The organism is Neobacillus niacini (assembly GCF_031457145.1).
GTDB lineage: Bacteria > Bacillota > Bacilli > Bacillales > Cytobacillaceae > Neobacillus > Neobacillus niacini_J.
Genome location: NZ_JAVDVZ010000001.1, coordinates 241,849 through 266,043, shown reverse-complemented (window position 1 = coordinate 266,043; position 24,195 = coordinate 241,849). Strand labels below are relative to the sequence as shown.

28 protein-coding genes are annotated in these 24,195 nt (G+C 37.6%); 1 reads left to right on the top strand and 27 read right to left on the bottom strand.

Features of this window, described 5'->3' with window-relative positions; genetic code table 11:
- Positions 1-10: 10 nt before the first annotated feature.
- Together dapB and J2Y03_RS01430 are read right to left on the bottom strand one after the other, a co-directional pair.
- Positions 11-814, bottom strand: coding sequence for a 4-hydroxy-tetrahydrodipicolinate reductase (gene dapB, locus J2Y03_RS01435; protein WP_310190033.1), 804 nt, complete (start codon positions 812-814; stop codon positions 11-13).
- Positions 815-820: 6 nt separating this feature from the next.
- Entirely contained in the window at positions 821-1,171 is a 351-nt protein-coding gene (locus tag J2Y03_RS01430) for a nucleotide pyrophosphohydrolase (protein WP_165903062.1), read from the bottom strand.
- Positions 1,172-1,347: 176 nt separating this feature from the next.
- Here J2Y03_RS01430 and J2Y03_RS01425 point away from each other — a divergent pair, with 176 nt between their 5' ends.
- Positions 1,348-2,220: a YitT family protein gene (locus tag J2Y03_RS01425; RefSeq protein WP_310190031.1), complete on the top strand. Its 873-nt coding sequence runs from the start codon at positions 1,348-1,350 to the stop codon at positions 2,218-2,220.
- 29 nt (positions 2,221-2,249) lie between these two features.
- Here the strand turns inward: J2Y03_RS01425 and J2Y03_RS01420 are convergent, their stop codons facing one another.
- The 25 genes from J2Y03_RS01420 to J2Y03_RS01300 all read right to left on the bottom strand — a co-directional run bounded on the left by J2Y03_RS01420 (position 2,250) and on the right by J2Y03_RS01300 (position 24,195).
- Complete coding sequence (locus J2Y03_RS01420; protein WP_310190029.1) at positions 2,250-2,930, bottom strand: zinc metallopeptidase; 681 nt, start codon at positions 2,928-2,930, stop codon at positions 2,250-2,252.
- 59 nt (positions 2,931-2,989) lie between these two features.
- Positions 2,990-3,784 (bottom strand): sporulation protein YpjB, encoded by a 795-nt coding sequence (ypjB, locus tag J2Y03_RS01415; protein WP_310190028.1) that lies wholly within the window; start codon positions 3,782-3,784, stop codon positions 2,990-2,992.
- Positions 3,785-3,862: 78 nt separating this feature from the next.
- On the bottom strand, positions 3,863-4,456 hold the full coding sequence (lhaT, locus tag J2Y03_RS01410; protein ID WP_132089511.1) for a lipoprotein heptaprenylglyceryl N-acetyltransferase LhaT: 594 nt from the start codon (positions 4,454-4,456) through the stop codon (positions 3,863-3,865).
- A 321-nt stretch (positions 4,457-4,777) separates the two neighbouring features.
- Positions 4,778-5,551, bottom strand: a complete 774-nt coding sequence (locus J2Y03_RS01405; protein ID WP_310190026.1) for a menaquinol-cytochrome c reductase cytochrome b/c subunit — start codon at positions 5,549-5,551, stop codon at positions 4,778-4,780.
- Positions 5,552-5,616: 65 nt separating this feature from the next.
- Positions 5,617-6,291 carry a menaquinol-cytochrome c reductase cytochrome b subunit gene (qcrB, locus tag J2Y03_RS01400; RefSeq protein ID WP_132089521.1) on the bottom strand — a complete coding sequence of 225 codons (675 nt, stop codon included), beginning with the start codon at positions 6,289-6,291 and terminating at the stop codon, positions 5,617-5,619.
- Between the two features lie 3 nt (positions 6,292-6,294).
- On the bottom strand, positions 6,295-6,804 hold the full coding sequence (locus J2Y03_RS01395; RefSeq protein WP_310190025.1) for a QcrA and Rieske domain-containing protein: 510 nt from the start codon (positions 6,802-6,804) through the stop codon (positions 6,295-6,297).
- Between the two features lie 140 nt (positions 6,805-6,944).
- Complete coding sequence (locus tag J2Y03_RS01390) at positions 6,945-7,409, bottom strand: YpiF family protein (protein WP_310190023.1); 465 nt, start codon at positions 7,407-7,409, stop codon at positions 6,945-6,947.
- Positions 7,410-7,520: 111 nt separating this feature from the next.
- Positions 7,521-8,087, bottom strand: a complete 567-nt coding sequence (locus J2Y03_RS01385) for a ReoY family proteolytic degradation factor (RefSeq protein WP_132089532.1) — start codon at positions 8,085-8,087, stop codon at positions 7,521-7,523.
- Between the two features lie 37 nt (positions 8,088-8,124).
- Positions 8,125-9,390 (bottom strand): tetratricopeptide repeat protein, encoded by a 1,266-nt coding sequence (locus J2Y03_RS01380; RefSeq protein WP_310190021.1) that lies wholly within the window; start codon positions 9,388-9,390, stop codon positions 8,125-8,127.
- A 30-nt stretch (positions 9,391-9,420) separates the two neighbouring features.
- Positions 9,421-10,320 carry a hypothetical protein gene (locus tag J2Y03_RS01375; protein WP_310190019.1) on the bottom strand — a complete coding sequence of 300 codons (900 nt, stop codon included), beginning with the start codon at positions 10,318-10,320 and terminating at the stop codon, positions 9,421-9,423.
- Between the two features lie 101 nt (positions 10,321-10,421).
- Positions 10,422-11,711: a 3-phosphoshikimate 1-carboxyvinyltransferase gene (gene aroA, locus J2Y03_RS01370; RefSeq protein WP_310190017.1), complete on the bottom strand. Its 1,290-nt coding sequence runs from the start codon at positions 11,709-11,711 to the stop codon at positions 10,422-10,424.
- A gap of 24 nt (positions 11,712-11,735) precedes the next feature.
- Complete coding sequence (locus tag J2Y03_RS01365; protein WP_310190015.1) at positions 11,736-12,845, bottom strand: prephenate dehydrogenase; 1,110 nt, start codon at positions 12,843-12,845, stop codon at positions 11,736-11,738.
- Between the two features lie 11 nt (positions 12,846-12,856).
- Complete coding sequence (gene hisC / locus J2Y03_RS01360) at positions 12,857-13,966, bottom strand: histidinol-phosphate transaminase (protein WP_310190013.1); 1,110 nt, start codon at positions 13,964-13,966, stop codon at positions 12,857-12,859.
- A 35-nt stretch (positions 13,967-14,001) separates the two neighbouring features.
- The gene (gene aroH, locus J2Y03_RS01355) at positions 14,002-14,376 is read right to left on the bottom strand and encodes a chorismate mutase (RefSeq protein ID WP_132089550.1); all 375 of its coding nucleotides are present in this window, start codon (positions 14,374-14,376) and stop codon (positions 14,002-14,004) included.
- 18 nt (positions 14,377-14,394) lie between these two features.
- A complete protein-coding gene (gene aroB / locus J2Y03_RS01350) occupies positions 14,395-15,465 on the bottom strand; it encodes a 3-dehydroquinate synthase (RefSeq protein ID WP_310190011.1) in 1,071 nt (356 codons plus the stop codon).
- A complete protein-coding gene (aroC, locus tag J2Y03_RS01345; protein WP_310191284.1) occupies positions 15,465-16,637 on the bottom strand; it encodes a chorismate synthase in 1,173 nt (390 codons plus the stop codon). Before aroC ends, aroB begins: the two co-directional genes overlap by 1 nt.
- 242 nt (positions 16,638-16,879) lie before the next feature.
- Positions 16,880-17,326 (bottom strand): nucleoside-diphosphate kinase, encoded by a 447-nt coding sequence (gene ndk / locus J2Y03_RS01340; RefSeq protein ID WP_132089558.1) that lies wholly within the window; start codon positions 17,324-17,326, stop codon positions 16,880-16,882.
- Between the two features lie 149 nt (positions 17,327-17,475).
- Positions 17,476-18,438, bottom strand: coding sequence for a heptaprenyl diphosphate synthase component II (hepT, locus tag J2Y03_RS01335; RefSeq protein ID WP_310190009.1), 963 nt, complete (start codon positions 18,436-18,438; stop codon positions 17,476-17,478).
- A gap of 40 nt (positions 18,439-18,478) precedes the next feature.
- Positions 18,479-19,183 (bottom strand): demethylmenaquinone methyltransferase, encoded by a 705-nt coding sequence (locus J2Y03_RS01330; protein ID WP_132089564.1) that lies wholly within the window; start codon positions 19,181-19,183, stop codon positions 18,479-18,481.
- A 4-nt stretch (positions 19,184-19,187) separates the two neighbouring features.
- On the bottom strand, positions 19,188-20,009 hold the full coding sequence (locus J2Y03_RS01325; RefSeq protein ID WP_310190006.1) for a heptaprenyl diphosphate synthase component 1: 822 nt from the start codon (positions 20,007-20,009) through the stop codon (positions 19,188-19,190).
- 127 nt (positions 20,010-20,136) lie between these two features.
- Positions 20,137-20,373, bottom strand: a complete 237-nt coding sequence (gene mtrB, locus J2Y03_RS01320; RefSeq protein WP_132089567.1) for a trp RNA-binding attenuation protein MtrB — start codon at positions 20,371-20,373, stop codon at positions 20,137-20,139.
- A 13-nt stretch (positions 20,374-20,386) separates the two neighbouring features.
- On the bottom strand, positions 20,387-20,953 hold the full coding sequence (gene folE / locus J2Y03_RS01315) for a GTP cyclohydrolase I FolE (protein ID WP_132089572.1): 567 nt from the start codon (positions 20,951-20,953) through the stop codon (positions 20,387-20,389).
- A 138-nt stretch (positions 20,954-21,091) separates the two neighbouring features.
- Positions 21,092-21,364, bottom strand: coding sequence for a non-specific DNA-binding protein Hbs (gene hbs, locus J2Y03_RS01310; protein WP_034676225.1), 273 nt, complete (start codon positions 21,362-21,364; stop codon positions 21,092-21,094).
- A gap of 361 nt (positions 21,365-21,725) precedes the next feature.
- Complete coding sequence (spoIVA, locus tag J2Y03_RS01305) at positions 21,726-23,204, bottom strand: stage IV sporulation protein A (protein WP_132089576.1); 1,479 nt, start codon at positions 23,202-23,204, stop codon at positions 21,726-21,728.
- A gap of 283 nt (positions 23,205-23,487) precedes the next feature.
- Positions 23,488-24,195, bottom strand: coding sequence for a hypothetical protein (locus J2Y03_RS01300; RefSeq protein WP_310190003.1), 708 nt, complete (start codon positions 24,193-24,195; stop codon positions 23,488-23,490).

The following is a 24,195-nucleotide window of genomic DNA, read 5'->3' as shown; positions in this document are numbered from 1 at the left end:
GGAAGTGCTCCTATTCTATAATATTTTCAAGACCATATACAAAAAGATCTTGCTTCATTACTGTATCTACTGCAATCTTTACACCAGACATAAACGATGCACGATTATAGGAATCATGACGGATGGATAAGGTTTGACCATCTGAACCAAATAAAACCTGTTGATGCGCAACTAGACCTGGCAGTCTCACTGAATGAATATGCATGCCGTCAAGTTCAGCACCTCTGGCACCGCTTAGTGTTTCTTTCTCATCCGGATGACCCTGTTGTTTTGATTCCCTTACAGCGGAAATCATTTCGGCAGTCTTCACGGCTGTTCCGGAAGGAGCATCGAGTTTTTTGTCATGATGTAGTTCAATGATTTCGACATCATTAAAATATTTTGCAGCCATTTGTGAAAATTTCATCATTAACACAGCGCCAAGGGCAAAATTAGGGGCGATAATACAACCGAGATTTTTGTCCTTACAAATACCTTCTAACTCTTCCAAATCAGCTTTTGTAAATCCTGTGGTGCCGACAACTGGTCTGACATTATGAAGAAGGGCTGTTTTTGCATGATGCATCCCAACCTCTGGTGTAGTTAAATCAATTAATACATCACACTCCACATTTTGAAGGCAAGTTTCGATGTTTGAAAAAATTGGTACATTATTAATAGCTTGGAATCCCTCAAGGTCACTTAACATATGACCCTCGTACTTATAATCAATAACAGCCTTTAGTTCAAAATGTTCGGTATTGGTTACCATTTTGACAGCTTCGCTGCCCATACGTCCCCGTGGTCCTGCAATAATAATTTTTACCTTATTCAATCTCTCTCACTCCTGATTCTTATTATCTATCCTTGTCCAACGATCCTTGTCCCTCGTATTAAATTTATTCATAACGTAGTCGTGTGCTTCTTCTAAGTCAATATTTAAGGAATTGGCTAAACAAATAATGACAAAAAGAAGGTCTCCAAGCTCTTCCTCAATAGCCTTCTCGGTTTCACTGGATTTCTTTGGTTTCTCACCATAATAATGGTTGACTTCTCTAGCAAGCTCTCCTAACTCTTCTGTTAGTCGGGCCACCATTGCAAGAGGACTAAAATACCCCTCTTTAAATTGACTTATGTATGTATCTACTTCTACCTGCAGGTCTTTGATAGATTTCCCATTGACCAAACACATTCACCTCTTTTAAATATAAAAAAACATCTACTAAATACATTAGCTAAAATATTTTAGTTTTACAAATATTTTTGTATTAAGTATACTCTTTCATGCCGAAAATTGCTCTTCTATAGTTAATTCGCTATAATAATATCCGCTGGTTGTAGAAAATATTGGCAGAGGAGTTAAGATTCATGTTATTTGGACTTAAAATAAAAAATATCTTATTTATCTTATTAGGAACTGCGATTATGTCTTTTGGACTTGTACATTTTAATATGCAAAATAAACTCGCCGAAGGCGGTTTTACAGGTATAACCCTTCTTCTTTACTTCATGTTCAAATGGGACCCATCCTATACAAACTTAATTTTAAATATTCCTCTCTTTTTTATCGGTTGGAAATTGCTAGGAAGAAACGCTTTCTTTTATACCATTCTAGGGACAGTAGGTCTCTCCGTGTTTTTATGGATTTTCCAACGTTACTCGATTGAAATGCCACTAAAGGACGATTTATTACTAGCTGCATTATTTGCAGGAGTCTTTTTGGGAATTGGGTTAGGGATTATCTTTCGCTATGGCGGCACCACAGGCGGCGTCGATATTATTGCACGACTTGTTCAGAAATACGCAGGCTGGAGCATGGGTAGAACCATGTTTATCTTCGATATTTGTGTTATTGGTGTTTCTGTGCTTACATATCTCAATTATAAAGAAGCTATGTATACCCTGGTGGCTGTATTTATTGGGGCTAGAGTGATTGATTTCATTCAAGAAGGTGCCTATACGGCAAGAGGTGCGATGATTGTCTCTGAAAGAAATGAAGATATAGCGAAAAAGATTATGGAGGAAATGGATCGGGGAGTTACCGTTCTAAAAGGATATGGTTCTTTTACCAAAATAGAGCGCGAAGTTCTATATTGTGTTGTGGCTAAGAATGAGATTGTCCGCTTAAAAAATTTAATAACCTCCGTCGACCCTCATGCTTTTGTTTCAGTCACGGTTGTCCATGATGTCCATGGCGAAGGCTTTACACTAGACGAAAATAAAAAGCCAATTGAAATATAGAAAAGCAATGTCCAGCTGGGACATTGCTTTTATTCATTACTTCTATTCATGCCAGTGAATATAAGGACCAGTCTTAATAACTCCAAAACAGCTACTGCTGCTGCTGCAACGTAAGTTAACGCGGCTGCATTTAATACCTTCCTAGCATTACGTTCTTCCTCATTACGGATTAATCCTAGCGAGACCACCTGGTCCATTGCTCGGTTGGAAGCATTAAATTCAACCGGTAACGTGATTACTTGAAATAGAACAGCCGCTGCCATAAACACGATACCCGCTAACAACAGCCCGCTCATTTGAAAAAAGATTCCTATCAAAACAAGTACCCACGAAAAATTCGAGCCAATATTCGCTACTGGAACTAAAGCATGGCGGAACCGTAAAAAAGTATAGCGCTGCGCGTCTTGTATAGCATGTCCACATTCATGGGCAGCGATGGCGGTTGAAGCGATTGAATGACCTTGATAATTTTCTGGGGATAACCGGACAGTTTTCGTCCGTGGATCATAGTGATCACTTAAAAAACCTCTTCCTTCTTCGACACCAACATTAAAAAGACCATTTGAATTTAGTACTTCTCTAGCAACTTCTGCTCCGGTTCGGTAGGATGAATTGGCTACACGAGAATATTTTACAAAAGTACCTTTAACCCTAAATTGAGCCCATAAAGGCACCAACATAATGATTAGAAAATAAATTAAGAATGCCATCTTGAACCTCCAGTTTTCTAACGGTGAAATTATTCTTGTTGAAGTTCAAATGAAAATTTTTAATCCTTATGAACCCTAGAACGGTTTTTCCTTATCTCTTTTTCACCTTGATATTTTCTCCACCCTACATAGGAAAGGGTTAATATGATAATGCTTCCTGTTGAAATGATTACCCACCATAGGGATGGGTCTGCCTCATCCTCATCCATGTTATCGAATAAATTCTTTAAATCCGACTCTAGGCCTTCTAATTCCTGTAAATTTTTTACGTTATTAACAACCTCTGACCGATATTCATCAATAAGATTGATACGCGCATCGATTCTTTGGATATTTTCTGCAGAAACATCAATTTTCATACTTGGATAAATAACGTTGTATAAGGACATAAACGTATTAAAATTAGAGTGGAAATGTGCGGAATCACCGGTACTTGCTGCTTCTCTTGCCTCCTGGAAAGCCCTCATAATTTGATTTTCCATCTCTGTCCATAATGGTTGATGGCTAGTTGCAATCGCGTCAACCACTAGACGAAACTTCGTTAGTCTTTGGACTCTTTCCTCATATTCCATATTTGAACTCGCTGCTGCCTCCAACGCTTCATCATGAGATACTGTTATAATCCTTCGTTCATCCATGGTAAATGGATGTTCTTTGTTTGAAATGTCCGTGAACTGTTCTGAGAAATAATTTAACAGCTTTTTGCCATCATCATATCTCTGAAATTTGATCATTTGAAGTGCTTCATCAGAGATACTATCTAACTTCTCTATCGGTCTATGCTCATGGGCGTAGGCCGTCATGGGAGTGAGCATAACGCTAATTAAAAATAGTAGTAACCATTTATACTTCAAACCTTGTCCCCCCTATCATTACTATTAAAATGTATGAAGGGGTGGACAAGGTTAGACCATCTTTTATACTATCATTAACTATTTTAGTTCTAGTTGAAAACGTTTTGGGCGAATCACAAAATAATAGCCTATTGCAATGGACAAAATCGATAGCCAAAACGTAAAATAACCAATTTCAGGTATAAAATCATTTAACATTTGGTACCTCGGAAGCATGAAAAACACATAATCAATCACATCATTATGTAAAGTCCAAATAGCTGCCACCATCAAGTGCCACCATTTAAAATGATAAAAAGGCGCATACAGCAACGCTTGAACGGCCATGGCAAAATGAGACAAAGCTAACATCAGTCCAATCCAGTCCAATTCATCTTGTATTAAAAACACAAGAGAGTTCATTACAACCGCCCAAATTCCATACTTAAATAAAGTGACAATCGCGAGCGATTCCATTAGCGGCCAGTTCCTTTTCAACAGAAAAGCAAGAAGTACAAAGACAAAAAACAAACTTGCAGTAGGGCTATCTGGAACAAATAGTAGGAAAATTGGTGGTGTTTCTTTTAATTGCCAACCGTACCACACATAGCCATAAGCAGTTCCAGCAGTATTGACAACTAGCAAAAGCCACAAGAATGATCTGTTTGCTAAGAGAGGATATATACGGTTCACTTGTAACTCCTCTTTTCTTTTATATTAATAGCTGTGTTAAACTGGACTGTTGATTTGTGCTCCACTAAGGAAGGCTTCTTTGAATAATCTTCGCAGGGACAGGCGGTCTTTGCCTGTCCCGAGGCACTTCGCTTTCCGCAGGCGGTTCGGGAAGCCTCCTCGACGCTAAAGCGTCTGCGGGGTCTCCCCTGTCCCGTCCTCCTGCAGGAGTCTTCGTGCCTTCCGCACAAATCAACATGTGCCAAAATAAATAATACCCATTAACACAGCCATTTTAATAATAAAAGCTGACGATAGTCCGTCAGCTTTTAAAATCTTTTATTATTTACCTAAGCCTGAGATGTATTCTGAAAGCTTTTTAAGCTGTTCATCGTCACCTTTGAAGACTCCCGGCGGCATAGTTCCTACACCTTCTTTTGCGATTTTCGCAATTTCGTCAGCAGATAGTCCAGTGTCAATTAACGTTGGCGCACCAGCACCACCCTGGAAACTATCACCATGACATGTAATACAAGTATTATCTGAAGCGATTGTATATTCTTCAGATGTCTTATCAATCTCTACATCAGCAACAATCTTACCATACTCTTTTGCCGCTTCCCAATCATGGGTAGAAACGGACTGCCATGTTAAAAATGTAATAGCAGCGATTGCTAACAGCATAAAGCCAGTTGCTAATGGACGCTTGCTCGGACGGCGTTCTGGTCCACGATCTAAGAACGGTGCTAATAATAATGCTCCAAAAGCTAGTCCAGGGATAACCATTGCACCAACTACTGTGTAAGGTCCAGCTGCAAACTCATACTTCAGTAATTGATATAAGAACAAGAAGTACCAGTCAGGCATTGGAGTGTAACCTGTATCTGATGGATCTGCAATCCTTTCAAGTGGACTCGGATGTGCAACTGTTAAACATAAAATACCGACAAGAAATACTGCACCTACCAACCATTCTTTTAAAAGGAAGTTAGGCCAAAATGCCTCTGTTTTACCAGGGTATTCTGAGTAATCTTTCGGAATATTCTTTTTCGTACGGGCCTCAGGTGCCAATACACGTGAGTCACCAACGAATTTCATTCCTTTACCGCGATGCATCGAACAATCCCCCTCCTTTATTCGTAAATTAAGATTATAAATAGATCAGAATCAATTTAAGAGTATTATAGTGGTCCAGAAATACCCTGTTTACGAATCATCATGAAATGAGCTGCCATTAACCCAAATAATGCAGCAGGTAAGAAGAACACGTGAATCGCAAAGAAACGAGTTAAGGTTTGAGCACCAACAATCGTCTCATGACCCGAAAGTAAAGTTTTTAAGTAGACACCAATAAACGGTACTGCTTCAATAATTTGAAGTGTAACCTTTGTTGCGAACAACGCTTTCATATCCCAAGGTAATAAATAACCAGTTAAACCCAAAGCTAGCATGATGAAGAAAATAAGAACTCCAACAACCCAGTTAAGTTCACGAGGCTTTTTGTATGCGCCTTGGAAGAAAACGCGTAATGTATGTAAGAACATCATTACAATAACTAAACTAGCACCCCAGTGGTGCATACCGCGTACGATTTGTCCGAATGCTACTTGGTTTTGAAGGTAGAAAACAGATTCCCACGCGTTTTTAATATCCGGTACATAATACATCGTTAAGAACATACCAGATAGAATTTGAATTACTGTAACAAAAAATGTCATACCGCCAAAGCAGTAAACAAACGCAGAAAAGTGATGCGCTGGATTGACATGCTCAGGAACTTCATGATCTGCGATATCGCGCCACAAAGGCGTAATATCTAAACGTTCATCTACCCAATCGTAAATTTTGTTTAACAATGATTACGCCTCCTTCGTCCGTGGTTCAGCTTTACCTAAATAAAGTAAACCATCTTTTTCTTGTAATGGATATACATCCAGTGGTGCAATTGGTGGAGTTCCCTTAACGTTTGTACCATCCTTTTCATAACGGCCAAAGTGACACGGACAGAAGAATTGTTCAGGATGTTCTTTATCCGTTCCCCAAGCAACAGTACAACCTAAGTGTTTACATACTGGAGATAGGGCTATAATATTATCTTGGTCATCCTTATAAACCCAGGCAGTATTTGTAACTTCTGACGTATACCATGCATCCTTTTGCTCAAACGAAAAATCTACCCGTTGTGGTTCGGCTTTGATATCAGAAATCTTCAATGGAGTTGCAATAAAATCTCCGCCTGCTTCCGCTGTTAATACCGGATCAATCGCGAAACGAACCATTGGCATTAACATTCCTGCTGCCATAAATCCCCCAACACCTGTTAAAGTGTAGGTTAAAAATTGTCTTCTTGATACGCGATGCTTACTCATGCTTATCCCCCCTCTATTCACAAGTTAAGTCCATCGGACATAAAATAAACACATATAAAACTAGGACATAACAATGATATATCAATCTTTATCCTAGGTCAATATCATACTATTTCAAAAACATGTTTAATAGCAAAGAATTATAAATTTTCATGCCATTTTTGAGTAAACAGACTTAAGAGTTGATTAACTTGGCTCTCAATCATTGAAATTTTTTGAGAATCATTTAAGTGCTCGAGAGGCAAAGATGGGAGCCATATTAATGGACCTGTCAACTCTTTCTCATATTTTTTCCAGTCACTTTCAGAGGTTATGTAGAAAATATGTTTAAATTCACTTTTTTCTATGTTTGCTTCCCAGTTTCTTAACTTATTAAATACCTCTTCAAGACCGTCAGTTTGCAAGTATGTAAAAGGTGGAAACAACATCAATCTTCCGGTAAACTGCCTTTCTAAGTAATTCGTTAATAAGGTAATAAATTCTGCACTTGAGGCCGATTGTTTCATCTCATTCCCAAATGAAACCTTAAACAAAGGAATTACTGCTGTATCCACGTATTCTTTTGCTGATAAATAGGTTTCTATATCCTTTGAGACCCACTTCATTTTGACACCAACCCTTTTCTCATCATTACCCCTATCATATCAAAATATATTGGACTACCGCAAAAGAAAAAAAGGAAAACCGGGAAGTAATCAAAAAAAATAGAAACTTGCTTATCGCAAGCTTCCATTTTTCTCTGTTTCTTTAAGTTGATTTAGCTGCTCTGTTAAGGCACGAAAGGCTATTTTATCCTGTTTATCTAGTGCTTCATCAATTAATTGAAGCAACTTCTCTCGTTGGAACCTTTCAATGCTATTTTGTAAAAATTGCTCTGCTACAATTCCGTCTTTCTCATTTACTTGAAGGTGTTTTGGAACAAATGGATTTTCCTCTAATACTGCTGCATATTGGTGCGCTTGATTGGAAGCATGAAAGTTTAATTGAATAAAAATATCTTCGTCACGATTTAACCGAATATCATGAAAGGATTTTTCAGCATCAGTTGTCATAACATTTTCTTTATAAAAGCGAAATGGTACTTTATCAACGCAATGAGTTGACATGATCAGCCCACGTGGACAATACTGTGCTTGTTCTACAAAATGAACCTTCTCCATTAATTGGTCGTGACTCATTAAATAATTAAGAATCCAAACACACTCTCTTCTTTTTAATTGATAGTGATTTAAAAACCAGCGAATAAAGTCCTTTTTCTCGTTGACAGAAACAGGGGTTGCCATTTGATAGTTTCCCTCCTCTGTATATTCAGCTTTTTTATTAATTCTCTCTACTAATTAGACGGTCAAGCAAATCAGTATACTCTCCATTTGTTGGATCACCTTTTTGTAACTGTTTAAAAATTTCGGCAGCAAGGTCGGTTTTTCCTTCCTCAATTAAAAAATATCCGTAATCGTTCAAAAATGCTTCATTATTCTTAAAAAAAGTATATGCACTTTCGTATTTGTCTAATGCATTGGAATATTTCTCAAGCTTATCAAATGCAAGGGCAGAGTCCCATAAGAGTTGAGGCTCCTCATCTTCTACAAAATCCAGCTGTGAAATCAAATCAATTACTGCTTCATACCTCTCTTGTTGAAAAAAGAGCTTATTTAAAGTAAGTGCTGCTTCTGTAAAGCCTGGATCTAATACAAGCGCCTCGCGGAAATACTGTTCAGCCAGATCTGGTTTTCCAAGCTTGATAGCAATTTTTCCACCGAAGAAAAATAAATCCTTATTAAATTCATCTTGCCTAATGCCTTCTTGAACAACGTTCATGCTATTTTCAAGTTCTTCTTCCCGCTCATATGCTTTTGCTAGATGTAAATATAAGGAATGATATTCTGGATCTATCCCTTTTAATTCCTCAAATTTCTCGATTGAAGTTCGATTATATCCTGCTTGGAGTGCTGTAAAGGCATAACCAAAAAGGGTATTAATCTCTAATTTGTCATCGATTGCTTTGTCATAAAAGGTTAATGCTTCTTCAAATTCCCCTGAGGCACTCAGAAGCTCGGCCATGCGTTGAAAAATACTCACACCTGCAATTTCATCCTGCTCCTTTAAGACTGCTTCATATGAAATTAATGCCTTCGTTACTTCTCCTTGTTCACTATAGAGTTCACCAAGGGCAAAATCAATGATAACCTCATCGGGCAGTAATTCCTTTGCTTTTTGAAGTTTTCTTTCACAAACTTCATATAATCCTTGAACTTGATAAAGATCCGCTAATAGCAATAGAGATTGTCCAAAGCTTGGGTCGTGTTCAGAAATCTTTTCTAATTCAAGAATTGCTTGTTCCTCATCTCCAGATTCAACTAATATTTCCCCCAGTAAGACGAGGAGCTCACCTTCTTCAGGATATATTACTAATAGATTTTCAACTAAAGCCTTTGATTCACTTAAAAAACCATACTGAAACATTTCTTCAGCAAGAAGAAATTTTTCATCGGGCTGACCTTTGGTTAATACAACATTATATTCATTTATAGCTTCATTATGTTGGCCGTTTTCCAACATTGTAATAATTTTATTTACTCTGTCCATGATTTCTATCCTCTCGGTTCCCTTGTTTGACTAAAATGCAAAATATGATGGGGTTCGCACCCTAACATATTCTCCATTTCCTGGTTTAAATAAAACCTTTTCCCCTGCTCGTACTACTTGTCCCTTGTTAACTGTAACTACAAGTCTATCACAATGATAATGAAATAATGCCATTTCATCAACATTCATGATTTCTCTAACTTTAAGAAATAAATTATAGCTTACCTCTGACCCATGCAGCAGGCTTGCTTTTTGTGGTAATAATCCTAGTTTGTTTAGAACTAGACTAGACAATGGTTGGTTCTCTCTAATTTCTTCAAGAATTGAAGGGATTTTTTGATTTTCCATTATTACCTTCCATTTCGACAGAGCCCTCCTTGCTTCCTTCTTTAAATCATTAGAAATTATTGGAACAAGCGGACAATTATAAGGAAAGAGCGCCTCTTTTATCCACCCCCAAGGAATATCACTTAATTCATTGAGGTCATCAATCTCTAAAAAAATTGCCGGAACTCTTTCTTTCTTACATTTCCTGATGAATGAGGGAGTTAAAGACTTTAGTGGAATTTTTACACTGATGAGAAAATCAATTGGACTGCTAATAAGAGCAGTTTTTGTTTCTTTTATTTTTTCAGCTAATTCATTTTCGTAGGAAATCGAAATATAGGTTAGTATTGTGGTGCACCCCTTCAAAAGGAAGTTATCAATGATGTATTTCCGAAATTCCTGAAAGGAAGCATTAAGTGGTATTTTTGTATCTAACAGTACAAAAGAAGGGGTCATTATAAAAGATTCTGCATTCATTTTCATTAACTTATTATGATTATTATGATTTTGCTTTGCGGCAATGTGGTTTCCCTCTATTAGCAGCGATGTTTGTGTAAGTTTAGTTTCCTTTAGAATATTAGCATTTTCAATGATATATCCCATCGTACCACCCTTTTCCCAACTTTACCTCTTTAAGACAAGCTATGTGTCATACATAAATACTATGACAAGAAAAAAAAGGAAAAAAGCTGCACATGGCAGCTTTAGTTTTTCAGGCTATTCAAATGGCTAAAGAAGTTTGGATAGGATACGGATATGGATTCTGGGTTTTCAAGTTCAACCTGGTCCTTGCAGAGCAGAGAAGCAATCGCAAGCATCATTCCAATTCTATGATCGCCATGACTAGAAACAGTTCCACCTTTAAGTTCCGTTCCCCCATGGATAATCATTCCGTCCTCGGTAGCTTCTATTGAGGCGCCTAATTTTGTTAATTCTTGAACAACTGTATCAATTCGATTCGTTTCTTTGACTTTAAGCTCTGATGCGTCTTTAATAATCGTTTTACCTTCTGCTTGTGTTGCCAATAGAGCAATAATTGGGATTTCATCTATGAGTCTTGGAATAACATCACCTTCTATGACAGTTCCTTTAAGACTTGATGTTTTAATGGTTAAATCCCCTGCTGGTTCAAAGGCATCAGCCGCATTTTGACGAATTTCTAAATTGGCTCCCATTTTATTCATAATTTCGATAATGCCAGTCCTTGTCGGGTTGAGGCCAACATTCTTGAGAACAATTTCACTATCTGGAACAATCGCACCAGCAACTAGGAAAAACGCAGCGGAAGAAATATCTCCAGGAACAAGAATATCTGAAGCAGTAAGCTTTTGGCCTCCCTTTACCGTAATCGTACGATTATCCTTTTGAATTTCACCGCCAAATTTTCTAATCATTCTTTCCGTATGATCACGCGATTCAGCTTTTTCGATTATGGTTGTTTCTCCTTCAGCTTGCAGACCGGCAAGAATAAGCGCAGACTTTACCTGAGCACTTGCCACTGGCATTTTATAGTGAATCGGATTTAAGTGACCACCGCGAATACTTAAAGGAGTATACTCTCCGTTCTTTCGACCGTCAATTTGTACCCCCATCGTTTTAAGCGGCTCCGTTACCCTTGTCATCGGTCTTTTTCCAATTGAATGGTCTCCAATAAGTGAGGAGAAAAATGGTCTCCCCGCTAAAATACCTAATAATAATCGAATAGTCGTTCCAGAATTACCTACGTCCAATAGGTCGTTAGGTTCCTTTAAACCATCAAATCCATTACCATATATGATAATTTCATTTTCATTTTCTTCAATTACGACCCCTAATTTTCTAAAACAGGAAATCGTGCTCAAACAATCATCGCCGGGCAGGAAATTCGTTACCCTTGTTACACCTTGGGCTATGGAGCCAAACATAACGGATCGATGAGAAATTGATTTATCACCAGGTATTTCAATAACACCCTCCAAGCCATTCATTGTTGGCTGTAATTTTATAAATTCCATGTCATCACCTATATTCAGATCAAATTATGTTCCAATTGAGGTTGCGTAGCTTGAGCAGATATGGATACATTTCTCTGCACGCTGTCGATCCTCTTCTGTTTGAAAACTAATCACTAGTACGCCATAAATCTCGTCTTCTCGAGTTTCTAATATACGAATATTTGTTATACTAATATTTTCTTTTGCTAAATAACCTGTAATCTCAGAGATGACACCAGGATAATCTGGAACATCAACATATAAATCATAAAAGGAAGGAATGGCTCCTTTTTCTCGTACTGGCAGGCCATCACGATATTGTTTAGCCTGTTGAAAATAGCGAAAGATTTCACCACTATTTTCTTGCTCGAGTAACACTTTTACTGAGTCCATTTCTTCCTTCCATTTATCTATTAAATCTATCAAAACCTCACGATTATGCAGTAAAATGTCCTTCCACATTTCTGGGCTGCTAGAAGCTATCCTAGTAATATCTCGAAACCCTCCTGCTGCTAAACGCGGAATAAGACTCTCATCCTCAGATAACCTTTCCGTTTGACGGACAATCGATGCTGCAATGATATGGGGGAAATGACTGACAACCCCAGTAAGATAATCATGGGTACTGGGTGTAACACTTAAGAATTTTGCATTTGTACCTTTAAGCCAAGACTTTAGCTGTTCTACTTTTGAGTTTTCAATATGATCCTCTGGAGTTAAAAGGTAAAAGGCATTTTCAAAGAGAAACTCTTTTGCCGCTGATACACCGCTTTTATGAGAACCAGCCATTGGATGTCCTCCAATAAATGTGTATCCTCTTTTCCTCAAGGTTGCAGCAATTTCAACAATTTTACTTTTTGTACTTCCGGTATCAGTAATGATCACTTCAGGATTCAACAATTGTTCTGACAATAAGTGAATAATCGCTTCCGTTTCAATTACTGGTGCGGAAATGATGATTAAATCCGCGGATGCGGCACCTTCCGCTATATGATCAGCCACTTCATCAATAACACCCAGCATTTTAGCAAGTCTAGCTTGTTCTTGATGAATATCGTAACCGATAATGATAGCCTCTTTATGTTCTTTCTTTATACATAAAGCTAAAGAACCGCCAATTAATCCAAGCCCAATAACAAACACTCGGCCTTTCATTGGTAGCCCCCCTAGTTTTCACTGAGCTGTTCAGGTTGCTCAGCTAGAAATACACCTAACGCTTTAAGCACACCCTCATTTTGCTCAAAGCTGCCAACTGTAATTCTTAAAGATGAAGGGAATCCTAAAGCTTTCCCTGATCTGACAATGTAGCCTTTTTCTAATAGAAATTGAAACCCCTTGTCTGCATCAGCATTGATATCAATTAATATAAAATTAGTTTGAGAAGGATAATAGCTAAGTTTGTGATCCTCACAGAAGTGATAAAATTGAGTTAAGCCTTGTTTGTTCTTTTCTTTACAAGTTTGGACAAACTCTTGGTCAAGAATTGCAGCTTGTGCCGCCACCATTCCAAATGAATTAACATTGAACGGTTCTCTTGCAGGTTCCAACGCTTTAATAATCTCTTTGTTCGCAATGCCATAACCAACCCTTAATGAGGCAAGGCCATATATTTTAGAAAAAGTTCGCAGCACGATTAGGTTTGAATAATTTCGTGTTAATTCAATTGAATCATAATAATCATCTGCACAAACGTATTCATAATACGCCTCATCCAATACAACCAAAACATGGGATGGGACTTTATCTAAGAATGAAATTAAATTATTTTTTGATACATATGTACCTGTTGGATTATTAGGGCTGCAAACCCAGACAACATTCGTATTATCGTCGATAGCACCATACATTTTCTCTAAGTCATGTTGACCATCAAGTAAAGGAATTTCCCTTATCTCTGCTCCTTCAATCACAGCATTATGTTTGTATTGCGAGAAGGAAGGGGTTGCCATTACAGTATTGGCACCAGGATGTAAAAGAGACCTTGAAATAATTTGAATAATATTATCCGATCCATTACCAAAAATTAGTTCATCCTGATTTACCTTTAAAAAAGAAGCTACTGATTCCCTTAAGCTGGTAGCATAGCCATCAGGATAAATCGCAAAGCTTGGTTGATTACTTTCTAATTCTGTAAGCACGTTAGGAGAACACCCAAAAGGATTCTCATTTGAAGCAAGCTTAACAATCTGATCTAATTTATATTGTCTTTTAACTGACTCAATTGATTTTCCTGGCTGATATGGAGTCAGGGTTAATAATTGCTTTTTCCATCTCATTTTCTCCACTCCATCCGTAATAATATTGTTGTTAACTATTTAGCCAAAGTGTTTCCTAAATCAGGTCGTAATACCTTCGCCCCTTTTAGATAAACATGAACAATTTCTTCCTGTTTAACAGCCGTATTCACATGCAGCATGACTCTTACGCACATGGGTAAACCATTTGTCACTGGCAATTCCCTCATACACATAACCGGTACATACGTCCAGCCATCAAATTTACGCAGTGCTCTTGCTGGGAAGGCTGCGTTTAGGTCCTCCGTTGTTGAAATAAAAACAGAAGCAACCTGCTCTGGAAGGATATTGTTTCCCTCGATTAGTTGTTTTAAAAGTTCTTCTGTTGCTGATATGATTACTTCTTCGGAATTACTATCTACAGTAACTGCTCCCCTCATCCCTCTAATCATGACAAGTCCCCCTTTGTTTTAAAAATTATTGATCTGGCCTAATAAAAAGTCATCCGAAAGCTCCTGAAGCTTTGGTTTTCCTACTTGCTCTAATAATACAAACTTAACCGATCCACCCGCTGATTTTTTATCCTGCTTCATTTTTGCCAGCAATCGTTCAGCTGAAAGATGAACTGGAATCTTTGTTTGATAACCAAGTTCTTGTACCCAGTTTACAAATTCTTCTGTTTCAAAGGATAATCCTAATACCTCATTGCTTAACTTTAAGGCAAAAATCATCCCAATCATAACAGCTTCACCATGTGTAAAATTCCCATAACCCATTTCCGATTCAATTGCATGTCCTAAAGTATGTCCAAAATTTAGGTACGCACGAATTCCCGTCTCTTTTTCGTCCTTTGACACAAATTCGTTTTTTATTTTAATCCCTCTTGTAAGTGATTCAAATAATTGTTCAGAAGATAAAGAGCCAAGATCGTGAATATCTGATTTTAACCATTGATAAAAGTTAGGATTATAAATAAGGGCATGTTTAATAACCTCTGCAAAACCAGATCGAATTTCTTGTTTTGAAAGTGTGTTGAGTAGTTCAAGATCGTAAAAAACAGCCTCAGGTTGATGGAAAGCTCCAATCATATTTTTGCCTAGAGGATGATTAATAGCTACTTTTCCGCCAACTGCACTATCATGGGCGAGAATGGTAGTTGGAATCTGGATAAATGGAATTCCTCTCATAAATGATGCTGCAACAAAGCCCGATAAGTCACCTACTGCACCGCCGCCAAATGCCAGAATAACGGATTTTCGATCTAATCGGCTTTCTAATGCCACGGATAAGGCGTCATAGAATACCTCGAACGTTTTGGCTTTCTCACCACTTGGAGCAGTAAAAATAACAGGATTCCATTCGGATAAAAGTGGTACTAATTTATCCAGGTGCAATTTTCCAACGGTTTCATCCGTAATAATTAATATTCTAGTCAGGTTAGTAAAATGATTGGATAAAAAAGTGTTGATTTCACTTCGAACGCCTTCGCCAACAAACACCTCATACTGTTTCGAGCTCGTTTGAATTTGGATAGCTTCCATTAAAATTCCCTCGCGTAATCACGCTGGCGCTTAATTTCAGCAGCGAATGTTTCAAAACGGTCACTATAGAATTGATCAATTAGTGAATTAGCTAGTTCCCATGCGACAACATGTTCTGCTACAACAGCAGCAGCAGGAACAGCACAGCTATCAGAACGCTCAACACTCGCAGAAAATGGCTCCTTTGTATCGATATCAACACTCATTAACGGCTTATAAAGCGTTGGAATAGGCTTCATAACTCCGCGGACGACAATAGGCATTCCCGTGGACATTCCACCTTCAAAACCACCTAGACGATTAGACTTGCGGGTATAACCATTTTCTTGATCCCAAATAATCTCATCATGTACTTCACTGCCAGGCTTTCTTGCTGCTTCAAAGCCAATACCAAACTCTACCCCTTTAAATGCATTAATACTTATAATAGCTGCTGCAAGCTTAGCATCTAATTTCCTATCATATTGAACATAGCTGCCTACCCCTGCTGGCATCCCAGTTGCAATGACTTCAACAACGCCGCCAATTGAATCACCATTCTTCTTAGCAGTATCAATCGCATCCATCATTTCCTGTTCTACCTCTGGGTCGGCACAGCGTACAGGTGAAAGCTCTGTTCTTTCCTTTAACTCGTCAATCGTTAAATTGGCATTAGCTTTAGCCTTAATTCCACCAATTTCTACAACATGAGAAACGAGTGTAACCCCAACTAAAGATAAAAGTTTCTTAGCAACTGCACCGGCTGCTACTCTTACTGTGGTTTCTCGAGCCGATGAACGCTCAAGAACATTTCTCATATCTCGATGACCGTATTTTATCGCACCATTTAAATCTGCGTGTCCAGGTCTTGGACGAGTAATTTTTCGTTTAACTTCGTCCTCTTGTCCTTCAATTAATGGGTCTGCACCCATAATTTTGGTCCAATGCTTCCAATCATTGTTCTCCACGACTAACGCAATTGGAGAACCAAGTGTTTGTCCATGACGAACCCCAGATGTGATTTGAACTGTATCTTTTTCTATTTGCATTCTTCTTCCGCGACCGTATCCCTGCTGCCTTCTTGCAAGCTCAGTATTTATATCTTCTGCTAATAATGGCATTCCTGCTGGCAGTCCTTCTAGAATGGTCGTTAATTGTGGACCGTGTGATTCTCCAGCTGTTAAATATCTCATTCCCATTACTCTTTCCCCCTTCAACTCATTAAAGGATTTTTATCAATATACCATATTAAGACTAATAAACCTAGTATAATTATCTGAAAATAGCATAAATTGATAGTGATTATTTAATTAATGATAAACACGTTTCACCCTTTTGTACACCCATTGGTGCTGAAATATTTTTTAATTCTGATGAATACGCATACAAAAAAAGGCACCTGTATATAGGATACAAGTGCCTTTTTATAGTTAGTTTAGTAAATCCATTCGTTTACTACTTTAGAGTACTCTACAACGCCGCCATCTTTAAAAAACAACCCGATTTCACGCTCTGCACTTGCAGGAGAATCTGATCCGTGTATAACATTCTTTCCAACAGTTAAGCCAAAATCTCCACGAATAGTACCTGGTGCTGCATCCTTAGGATTTGTTGATCCCATCATTTGGCGAGCAGTTGCAATAACATTTTCTCCTTGCCATACCATAGCAAAAACGGGTCCAGATGTGATGAAATCTACTAATTCACCAAAGAATGGGCGTTCTTTATGTTCACCATAGTGCTCCTCGGCAAGCTCAGTCGGAATACTCATCAATTTAGCGCCTGCTAATTGGAAACCTTTTTTTTCAAAGCGAGCAACGATTTCTCCGATTAAATTACGCTGTACACCATCAGGCTTCACCATTAAAAATGTTTTTTCCATGAATTCCACTCCTAAAATAGTATGTATAATAATTGTCATAGTGGGACAATCCATCAAAATGTTAACATTTTTTTGAATATTTCGCAAGTAGAAAACGTATTCATCGATACATTAAAAAAGAGAGTAAACCACGGTTAACTCTCATGTCTTTAATATTTACGCCTTCCAATAAACTTAGCGATATCTCGCAGTGTTTTTTTGGCTCTATTAGCGGGAAGCTCTTCTAGTACTGCTAGTGCTTTATCTAGGTACAAATCGCTTAGTGCAATGGATCTTTCAATAGCATCTGACTCTTTAATAAGAGAGATTATTTTTTGTATTTGAACAGGCTCCATATCTTCATGGACCTTTTCTATTTCACGGCGAACCTTATCATTTTCCATTGCATAGAGAGCAGGAGCTGTGATATTCCCCTGGAGAAGGTCACTGCCAGCTGGCTTACCAAGTTCCTCTTCTGTCGAGGTAAAATCCAAAATATCATCCGTTATCTGAAATGCCATACCGACGTAATACCCAAATAGGTACAATTTTTTATGTATGGACTCTTCAACATCCGCAGTAATCGCACCCAGCTGACAGCTTGCAGAAATTAATAATGCTGTCTTTCTTTTAATTCTACGCAAATAATCTCTAAGATTTTGATTAAAACGATACTTATCTTTAATCTGTTGGATTTCACCAACAGATACTTCAACAATTGTATTGGCTAATATTTTATGTGCTAAGGGCTTATTAATTTCGCTCATCAATTCTAAGGCAAGCGCAAAGATAAAATCACCCGTATACATAGCAGTCTTATTGTCCCATTTCGCTTTAACTGTAGGCTGACCTCTTCGTATATCAGCATCGTCGATTACATCATCGTGGACAAGCGATGCCATATGAATAAGTTCAAGAGCAACGGCAACGTTTTTCATTATATTAATATCGTAACGGCCAAACTTTCCAGCCAATAAAACAAAAACAGGCCGAATTCTTTTACCTCCTGCCTGCAGGGTGTGCAAAGAAGCCCGTTTCAAAAGAAGAGAGTCCGCCTGGATTGTTTCTTCTAATTTTTTTTCGATTATATTAATATCTGAATTCAAAAATGAATACATCATCTTTAATTTCATTTGTATTCACCAGCTTTTCATCCTGTTTACATATCAAAAATTACTTTTTATATCCTATATGAACTGCTGCCGCTCCACCACTATATGGCTTATAAAAAACATCCTTGAAGCCTGCAGTTTCAAACATTCGCGCTAATTCTTTCATACCTGGGAAATTTCGCGCAGATTCATGGAGCCAAGAGTATTCTCGATAGCTTTTTGCAAATAACTTGCCAAACATCGGCATGATAAAACGGAAATAAAAATAATAAAGCTGTTTATATCCAATTAAGGTAGGCTGGGAGGTTTCAAGGCAAACCGCAATACCTCCGGGTTTAACTACACGGTTCATTTCTTTTAATACTTGAAGATAATCCGGTACATTTCTCAAACCAAAGCCTATAGTTACATAATCAAAACTATTATCAGGGAAAGGGAGCTCCATGGCATTACCATGAATTAAGCTAACTTGCTTTAAGCCCATACTTTTTACTTTTTCAATTCCAACATTTAGCATGTTTTGACTAAAATCCAATCCAGTAACCTCACCGGAAGGACCAACAGCCTCCGCGAGTGCAATCGTCCAGTCCCCTGTTCCGCAACATACATCCAGCGCTTTCGAACCCGGCTTGACGTTCATTCTTTTCATGGTATCTTTACGCCATTTGATATGCTGCTGAAAACTAATCACAGAGTTCATTTTATCGTAGTTATCGGAAATTTTCTCAAAAACCTTATGAACTCGTTGTTCCTTGGATTGCTGCATTTACTTACCCTTCTTCCACTAAAGTATTCGCAAATGGTTGATGTTCATTAATGATCGAAGTAATTCTAGCTTCAAGCATATCATTTAAATATGGGAGCTGACTGATTCCATTTAATAGGAATTGTTTCGATGAATCAAGATAACGATCACAAATCCCAAGCAAATCTCTATGCTGTTTATCTGATAAATTTTTAATTGAAAGATTTTTATTAGGAATTATAAGATCCTTCATAGATTCGAACATGATGCTGCTTCCAGTTTCCATAAAAAGTGTCTTTTCCTGAAGCAAGCGCTTGAAAAAAAATAAATTAGTAATAAATTCATTCCATAAGTCCACTTTAAAACATGCAGAGAATTTTACAAGTAAAGAGCTTTCAATTTTCTTTATACTTGTCATTAAATTTTCTATATTATCAATTTCTTTTTGATAGATGGAAACTTTATGTTCATTAACCTCTTTTACCCCTTTAGAGAGTTCCTTTATCATTTGGATATCTTCTGACTCTGCCAATAGTTTATAGTACAAGCCGCTATAATAATCCCCGGCAAGGACTGTTAATTGTCTATTTATTTCATCAACAGTTGCATTAGATATATGCTCATGGGTATCAAGGGCAATTTGGATTAGCATAGTTGTCGTTGCATAATTCTTTAACTCATTGTAAGACAATTCGAGTCTATCCATAATGGACACAAGAATAAGCAGTTTATCTTCATCAATTACAGGCATGTCAATGTATTTAAGCAAGTAAGGATGAAATACTTTTCGCTCAACTTGCTCCTTTATGTCTGTGAATTTTTGTCGAATGTCTGGCAATTTAATCACCCTTGCTTCCCCGATTTTAAATATTTATTATGACCCTTTTGTATAAACAAGGCAGTGACAATTATATCATAAAAGCTTATGTATGGGCAGAAATTCACAAAATAAATACATTTCTATATTTGATATCTTATTTTTTCATTTCACTATCAATTTCACCAAATTGCGTCATTATTTTTGCATTTCCCCTGATTTTAATTGCTGATGTATGTTCTGTAAATTGGGCAATTAATACTTCCCCCTTATCAAGCTTCTCAGAATGGTGAAATTTCGTGTCCGTTCCTCGCGTCAATCCTATTACACTAACTCCATCATCAATTGCTTTTATTACAACAAAGTCACTACTTTGTGGTTCCCGCTTTTCCATAGTATCCCCCCTACTAGTTCTTAATTAACGTTAGAATTTCAGAACGAGCATTCGTATCATTCGCAAGATTGCCCCTTACTGCTGTCGTCACAGTTTTTGAGCCTGGCTTCTTTACCCCGCGCATCGTCATACACATATGTTCTGCCTCAACAATAACCATTACTCCATGAGGGTCTAATTTTTCCATCATACTATCCGCAATGGTTGAAGTAATTCTTTCTTGTAACTGGGGTCTTTTAGCAACCGCCTCTACCGCCCTAGCCAATTTACTTAATCCCGTTACACGACCGTTTTTTGGAATATATGCCACATGGGCTGTTCCAAAGAAAGGTACGAGATGGTGTTCACACATGGAATAGAATGGGATATCCTTCACCAAAACCAATTCTTCATGATCTTCACTGAAAATGGTCTCAAAATGTTTTTTTGGATCTTCATTCATCCCGCTAAAAACTTCTTCATACATTTTTGCAACTCGTTTCGGCGTATCAAGCAGACCTTCTCTGCCTGGATCTTCCCCAATCGCCGTTAGTATTAAACGTACCGCCTCTTCAATTTGGGTACGATTCACTTCAGACATTCCTATTCCCCCTACTATATATCACACAAGTATATACGACAAATACATATTAGCACAACAAATACAATGTTCAAAGAACATAGAAAAAAGGCCATGGGGTTACCATGACCTTTTTTCCGAGGCAATAAATTTATGTAATTATTTTACTGCGTCTTTAAGTGCTTTACCTGGTTTGAAAGCAGGAACCTTGCTTGCACCAATTTCGATTTCCTCACCAGTTTGAGGATTACGACCTTTACGTGCTGCACGTTCGCGCACTTCAAAGTTACCAAAACCGATTAATTGGACTTTATCACCATTTTTAAGAGCATCTAGAATTGAATCAAAAACAGCATCAACTGCTTTTGTAGCGTCTTTTTTAGAAAGTTCGCTTGCTTCTGCAACTGCGTTAATTAGTTCTGTCTTGTTCATGCTATTCACCTCCTCCCAATAATTTAAGTAAAGAATCGTAAATAAGAGTACTTATCTACATTTCTAAACAATTTTTCTTATTTCTATACGTCATAGCGCGATTTTATTGGCAAAGTAATCAAAAATTACTACTTTTGTTTTTTAATCTACTTTTTTAATAAAAAACCTTATTATATAAAGGTTTTAAGCACTAAACGTGAGTCTGTTAAAAGATTATCACAATCATTTACTCTTATCAAGAATATTTCATGAAATAATGGTAATCTTTTCTTCATTACTACAAATTTCTACTGAATTTCACAATTTTGGATGTTGTTTTTTGTAACAATAGAAAAAGACTCCTAATTGGAGTCTCCTCAGATTAAAGGATTATTGCGATTAAGCCTCCTGATCCTTCGTTAATGATTCTTTCTAATGTTTCTTTTAATTTATATCTTGCATTCTCTGGCATCAAGGATAACTTAGCTTGGATACCCTCTCTAACGATAGAACTTAATGAGCGGCCAAATATATCAGAATTCCAGATGGATAGTGGATCATCCTCAAAGTCCTGCATCAAGTAGCGGACAAGTTCTTCACTTTGCTTTTCTGTCCCAATAATTGGAGCAAACTCAGATTCAACATCGACCTTTATCATATGAATCGATGGAGCCACTGCTCGCAGTCTTACCCCAAATCTAGCACCTTGACGGATAATTTCAGGTTCTTCAAGACTCATATCTGAAAGTGACGGGGATGCAATACCATAACCAGTCTGCTTCACCATTCTTAATGCATCTGAGATATGATCATATTCTGCCTTTGCATGGGCAAAATCCTGCATTAACTCAAGTAGATGATCTTTCCCTCTAATTTCTACACCGACAATTTCTTTTAGGATATCATCATAAAGTTCATCCGGTGCAAATAAATCAATCTCGGCAACCCCTTGACCCATTTCAATTCCAGCTAAACCAGCTCTCTCAATGTAGTCAAAGTCGCTAAATTGCTGCACAACCCTATCAACATCTCTTAATCTCTTGATATCTTTAACCGTTTCTTTAACTGCTTCTTGATAGCTTTCACGCAGCCAGTGATTTTCTCTTAACACCATTACCCAGCTTGGGAGATTAACATTAACTTCAAGGACCGGAAATTCATAAAGGGCCTCACGTAGAACATTAAGTACATCACTGTCACGCATGCTCTCCACACTCATCGCCAGCACTGGAATGTCATACTTTTCCGCTAGGCTAGACCTAAGTGTTTCAGTGCTCGGGTGATATGGTTGGGCGCTATTGACAACCATAATGAATGGTTTGCCAACTTCCTTCAACTCGTTAATGACTCTTTCTTCCGCTTCAATATAATTACTTCTTGGAATTTCACCAATCGTTCCATCAGTAGTAACCACTACTCCAATGGTAGAATGCTCTTGAATGACCTTTCTAGTACCAATTTCAGCCGCTTCATGGAACGGGATTGGCTCTTCATACCAAGGTGTAGTAATCATTCTAGGACCATTTTCATCCTCATATCCTTTAGCACCTGGAACGGTGTAACCGACACAATCGACCAGTCTAATATTAACATTAAGCCCTTCGTCAACATGAACTGATGCAGCCTGATTCGGAACAAACTTAGGCTCCGTTGTCATGATTGTTTTCCCTGCAGCACTCTGAGGAAGTTCATCAACTGTTCTAGATCTCTCTGCCTCATTTTCTATATTCGGTAAAACCACTAGCTCCATAAATTTTTTAATAAATGTGGATTTTCCTGTTCGAACAGCACCTACTACTCCTAAATAAATATCACCGCCAGTTCTTTCGGCAATATCTTTGAAAATATCAACCTTTTCCAAGTGATCCCCTCCCGATCATAGAGTAAAGTGGGATAATATTATCCATCAAGATATTTTTGGACAATATATATTTATGACGTTGTCCTATATTGTTATGACACTTTTTTATAATTTTTTACCCCCTTAATTAATTTTCCTTGAATTTGCTAGTATCTGTTGTGTCTGAACAGTTGAACGAATGAGGGTTTCCGAGGCAAAGTACAATAGATCCTTTTTTGCCCAAAAAAAAACCCTACTCCTACAATATATTTCGCAGGTGAAGGGTTATGACTATTTGACATTCTTATTGCTTTAAAAAAACTGGCTCATTATTCTCATCAATTGTGTAAGGTAAAGAATAGGCAGGAACAAACATGGAATCTTCCACAAGAATATTACGTATATCCTCACCTGGTTTTACCGGCTTTACCGGTTTTTGTAGCTGCTGGAATAAATCCTGCCGGTAATCGACATAGACTTCAGCATCTGCTGTGACCACAAGTGGGAGATTTTGATTAGAAAATGGACTAACAGCATATGGCTCCTGCTTATAACCTAATTCATTAAAATCAATCGTATACACATTATCAGCAAGTTTGTCTTTATATGGCGGATATCCATTGGATTTAATCCTCAGTTTGATATCACGAATCGTATCAACCATCCTTAAGTCTAACAGTTTTACAGTTGGATTGGTTTCAACATCTACAAGCACATATTGAAAAATCCCGCCACTTTCAAAGGCATTCCCTGGGGGCTCTGCAAGATATTTAGGAGCAATTTTTTTAAATTCAATCGGATATTTTTGATAGATTGGAGTCACTGCGTCCCTTGTTTTAATCGGCAGGATTCCCCCATTATCCTCCTTAAAGGAGTTAACAGCTTGTTGAACTGCTTGTATTTGGTCTTCATATGGGATTTGATTTTGTGTTAACTTCTCAGATGGATACATACAACCTGTCAAAAATAATGAAGTTAAAACAAGCAGAGTGCCTATGACTTTCCAATTCAT

Coding starts and splice junctions, on each gene's coding strand:
- aroH (WP_132089550.1), bottom strand. CDS start 14,376: ATGATTAGAGGGATGAGGGGAGCAGTTACTGTAGATAGTAATTCCGAA.
- mtrB (WP_132089567.1), bottom strand. CDS start 20,373: ATGGAAAAGCGGGAACCACAAAGTAGTGACTTTGTTGTAATAAAAGCA.
- folE (WP_132089572.1), bottom strand. CDS start 20,953: ATGTCTGAAGTGAATCGTACCCAAATTGAAGAGGCGGTACGTTTAATA.
- J2Y03_RS01425 (WP_310190031.1), top strand. CDS start 1,348: ATGTTATTTGGACTTAAAATAAAAAATATCTTATTTATCTTATTAGGA.
- ndk (WP_132089558.1), bottom strand. CDS start 17,326: ATGGAAAAAACATTTTTAATGGTGAAGCCTGATGGTGTACAGCGTAAT.
- aroC (WP_310191284.1), bottom strand. CDS start 16,637: ATGAGATATTTAACAGCTGGAGAATCACACGGTCCACAATTAACGACC.
- J2Y03_RS01380 (WP_310190021.1), bottom strand. CDS start 9,390: ATGGACAGAGTAAATAAAATTATTACAATGTTGGAAAACGGCCAACAT.
- J2Y03_RS01430 (WP_165903062.1), bottom strand. CDS start 1,171: ATGTGTTTGGTCAATGGGAAATCTATCAAAGACCTGCAGGTAGAAGTA.
- hisC (WP_310190013.1), bottom strand. CDS start 13,966: ATGAGATGGAAAAAGCAATTATTAACCCTGACTCCATATCAGCCAGGA.
- J2Y03_RS01405 (WP_310190026.1), bottom strand. CDS start 5,551: ATGCATCGCGGTAAAGGAATGAAATTCGTTGGTGACTCACGTGTATTG.
- J2Y03_RS01420 (WP_310190029.1), bottom strand. CDS start 2,930: ATGGCATTCTTAATTTATTTTCTAATCATTATGTTGGTGCCTTTATGG.
- J2Y03_RS01365 (WP_310190015.1), bottom strand. CDS start 12,845: ATGAAAGGCCGAGTGTTTGTTATTGGGCTTGGATTAATTGGCGGTTCT.
- J2Y03_RS01375 (WP_310190019.1), bottom strand. CDS start 10,320: ATGGGATATATCATTGAAAATGCTAATATTCTAAAGGAAACTAAACTT.
- hbs (WP_034676225.1), bottom strand. CDS start 21,364: ATGAACAAGACAGAACTAATTAACGCAGTTGCAGAAGCAAGCGAACTT.
- J2Y03_RS01330 (WP_132089564.1), bottom strand. CDS start 19,183: ATGCAGCAATCCAAGGAACAACGAGTTCATAAGGTTTTTGAGAAAATT.
- J2Y03_RS01395 (WP_310190025.1), bottom strand. CDS start 6,804: ATGAGTAAGCATCGCGTATCAAGAAGACAATTTTTAACCTACACTTTA.
- hepT (WP_310190009.1), bottom strand. CDS start 18,438: ATGAAATTAAAGATGATGTATTCATTTTTGAATTCAGATATTAATATA.
- J2Y03_RS01300 (WP_310190003.1), bottom strand. CDS start 24,195: ATGAATTGGAAAGTCATAGGCACTCTGCTTGTTTTAACTTCATTATTT.
- aroB (WP_310190011.1), bottom strand. CDS start 15,465: ATGGAAGCTATCCAAATTCAAACGAGCTCGAAACAGTATGAGGTGTTT.
- J2Y03_RS01390 (WP_310190023.1), bottom strand. CDS start 7,409: ATGAAGTGGGTCTCAAAGGATATAGAAACCTATTTATCAGCAAAAGAA.
- aroA (WP_310190017.1), bottom strand. CDS start 11,711: ATGGAATTTATAAAATTACAGCCAACAATGAATGGCTTGGAGGGTGTT.
- J2Y03_RS01385 (WP_132089532.1), bottom strand. CDS start 8,087: ATGGCAACCCCTGTTTCTGTCAACGAGAAAAAGGACTTTATTCGCTGG.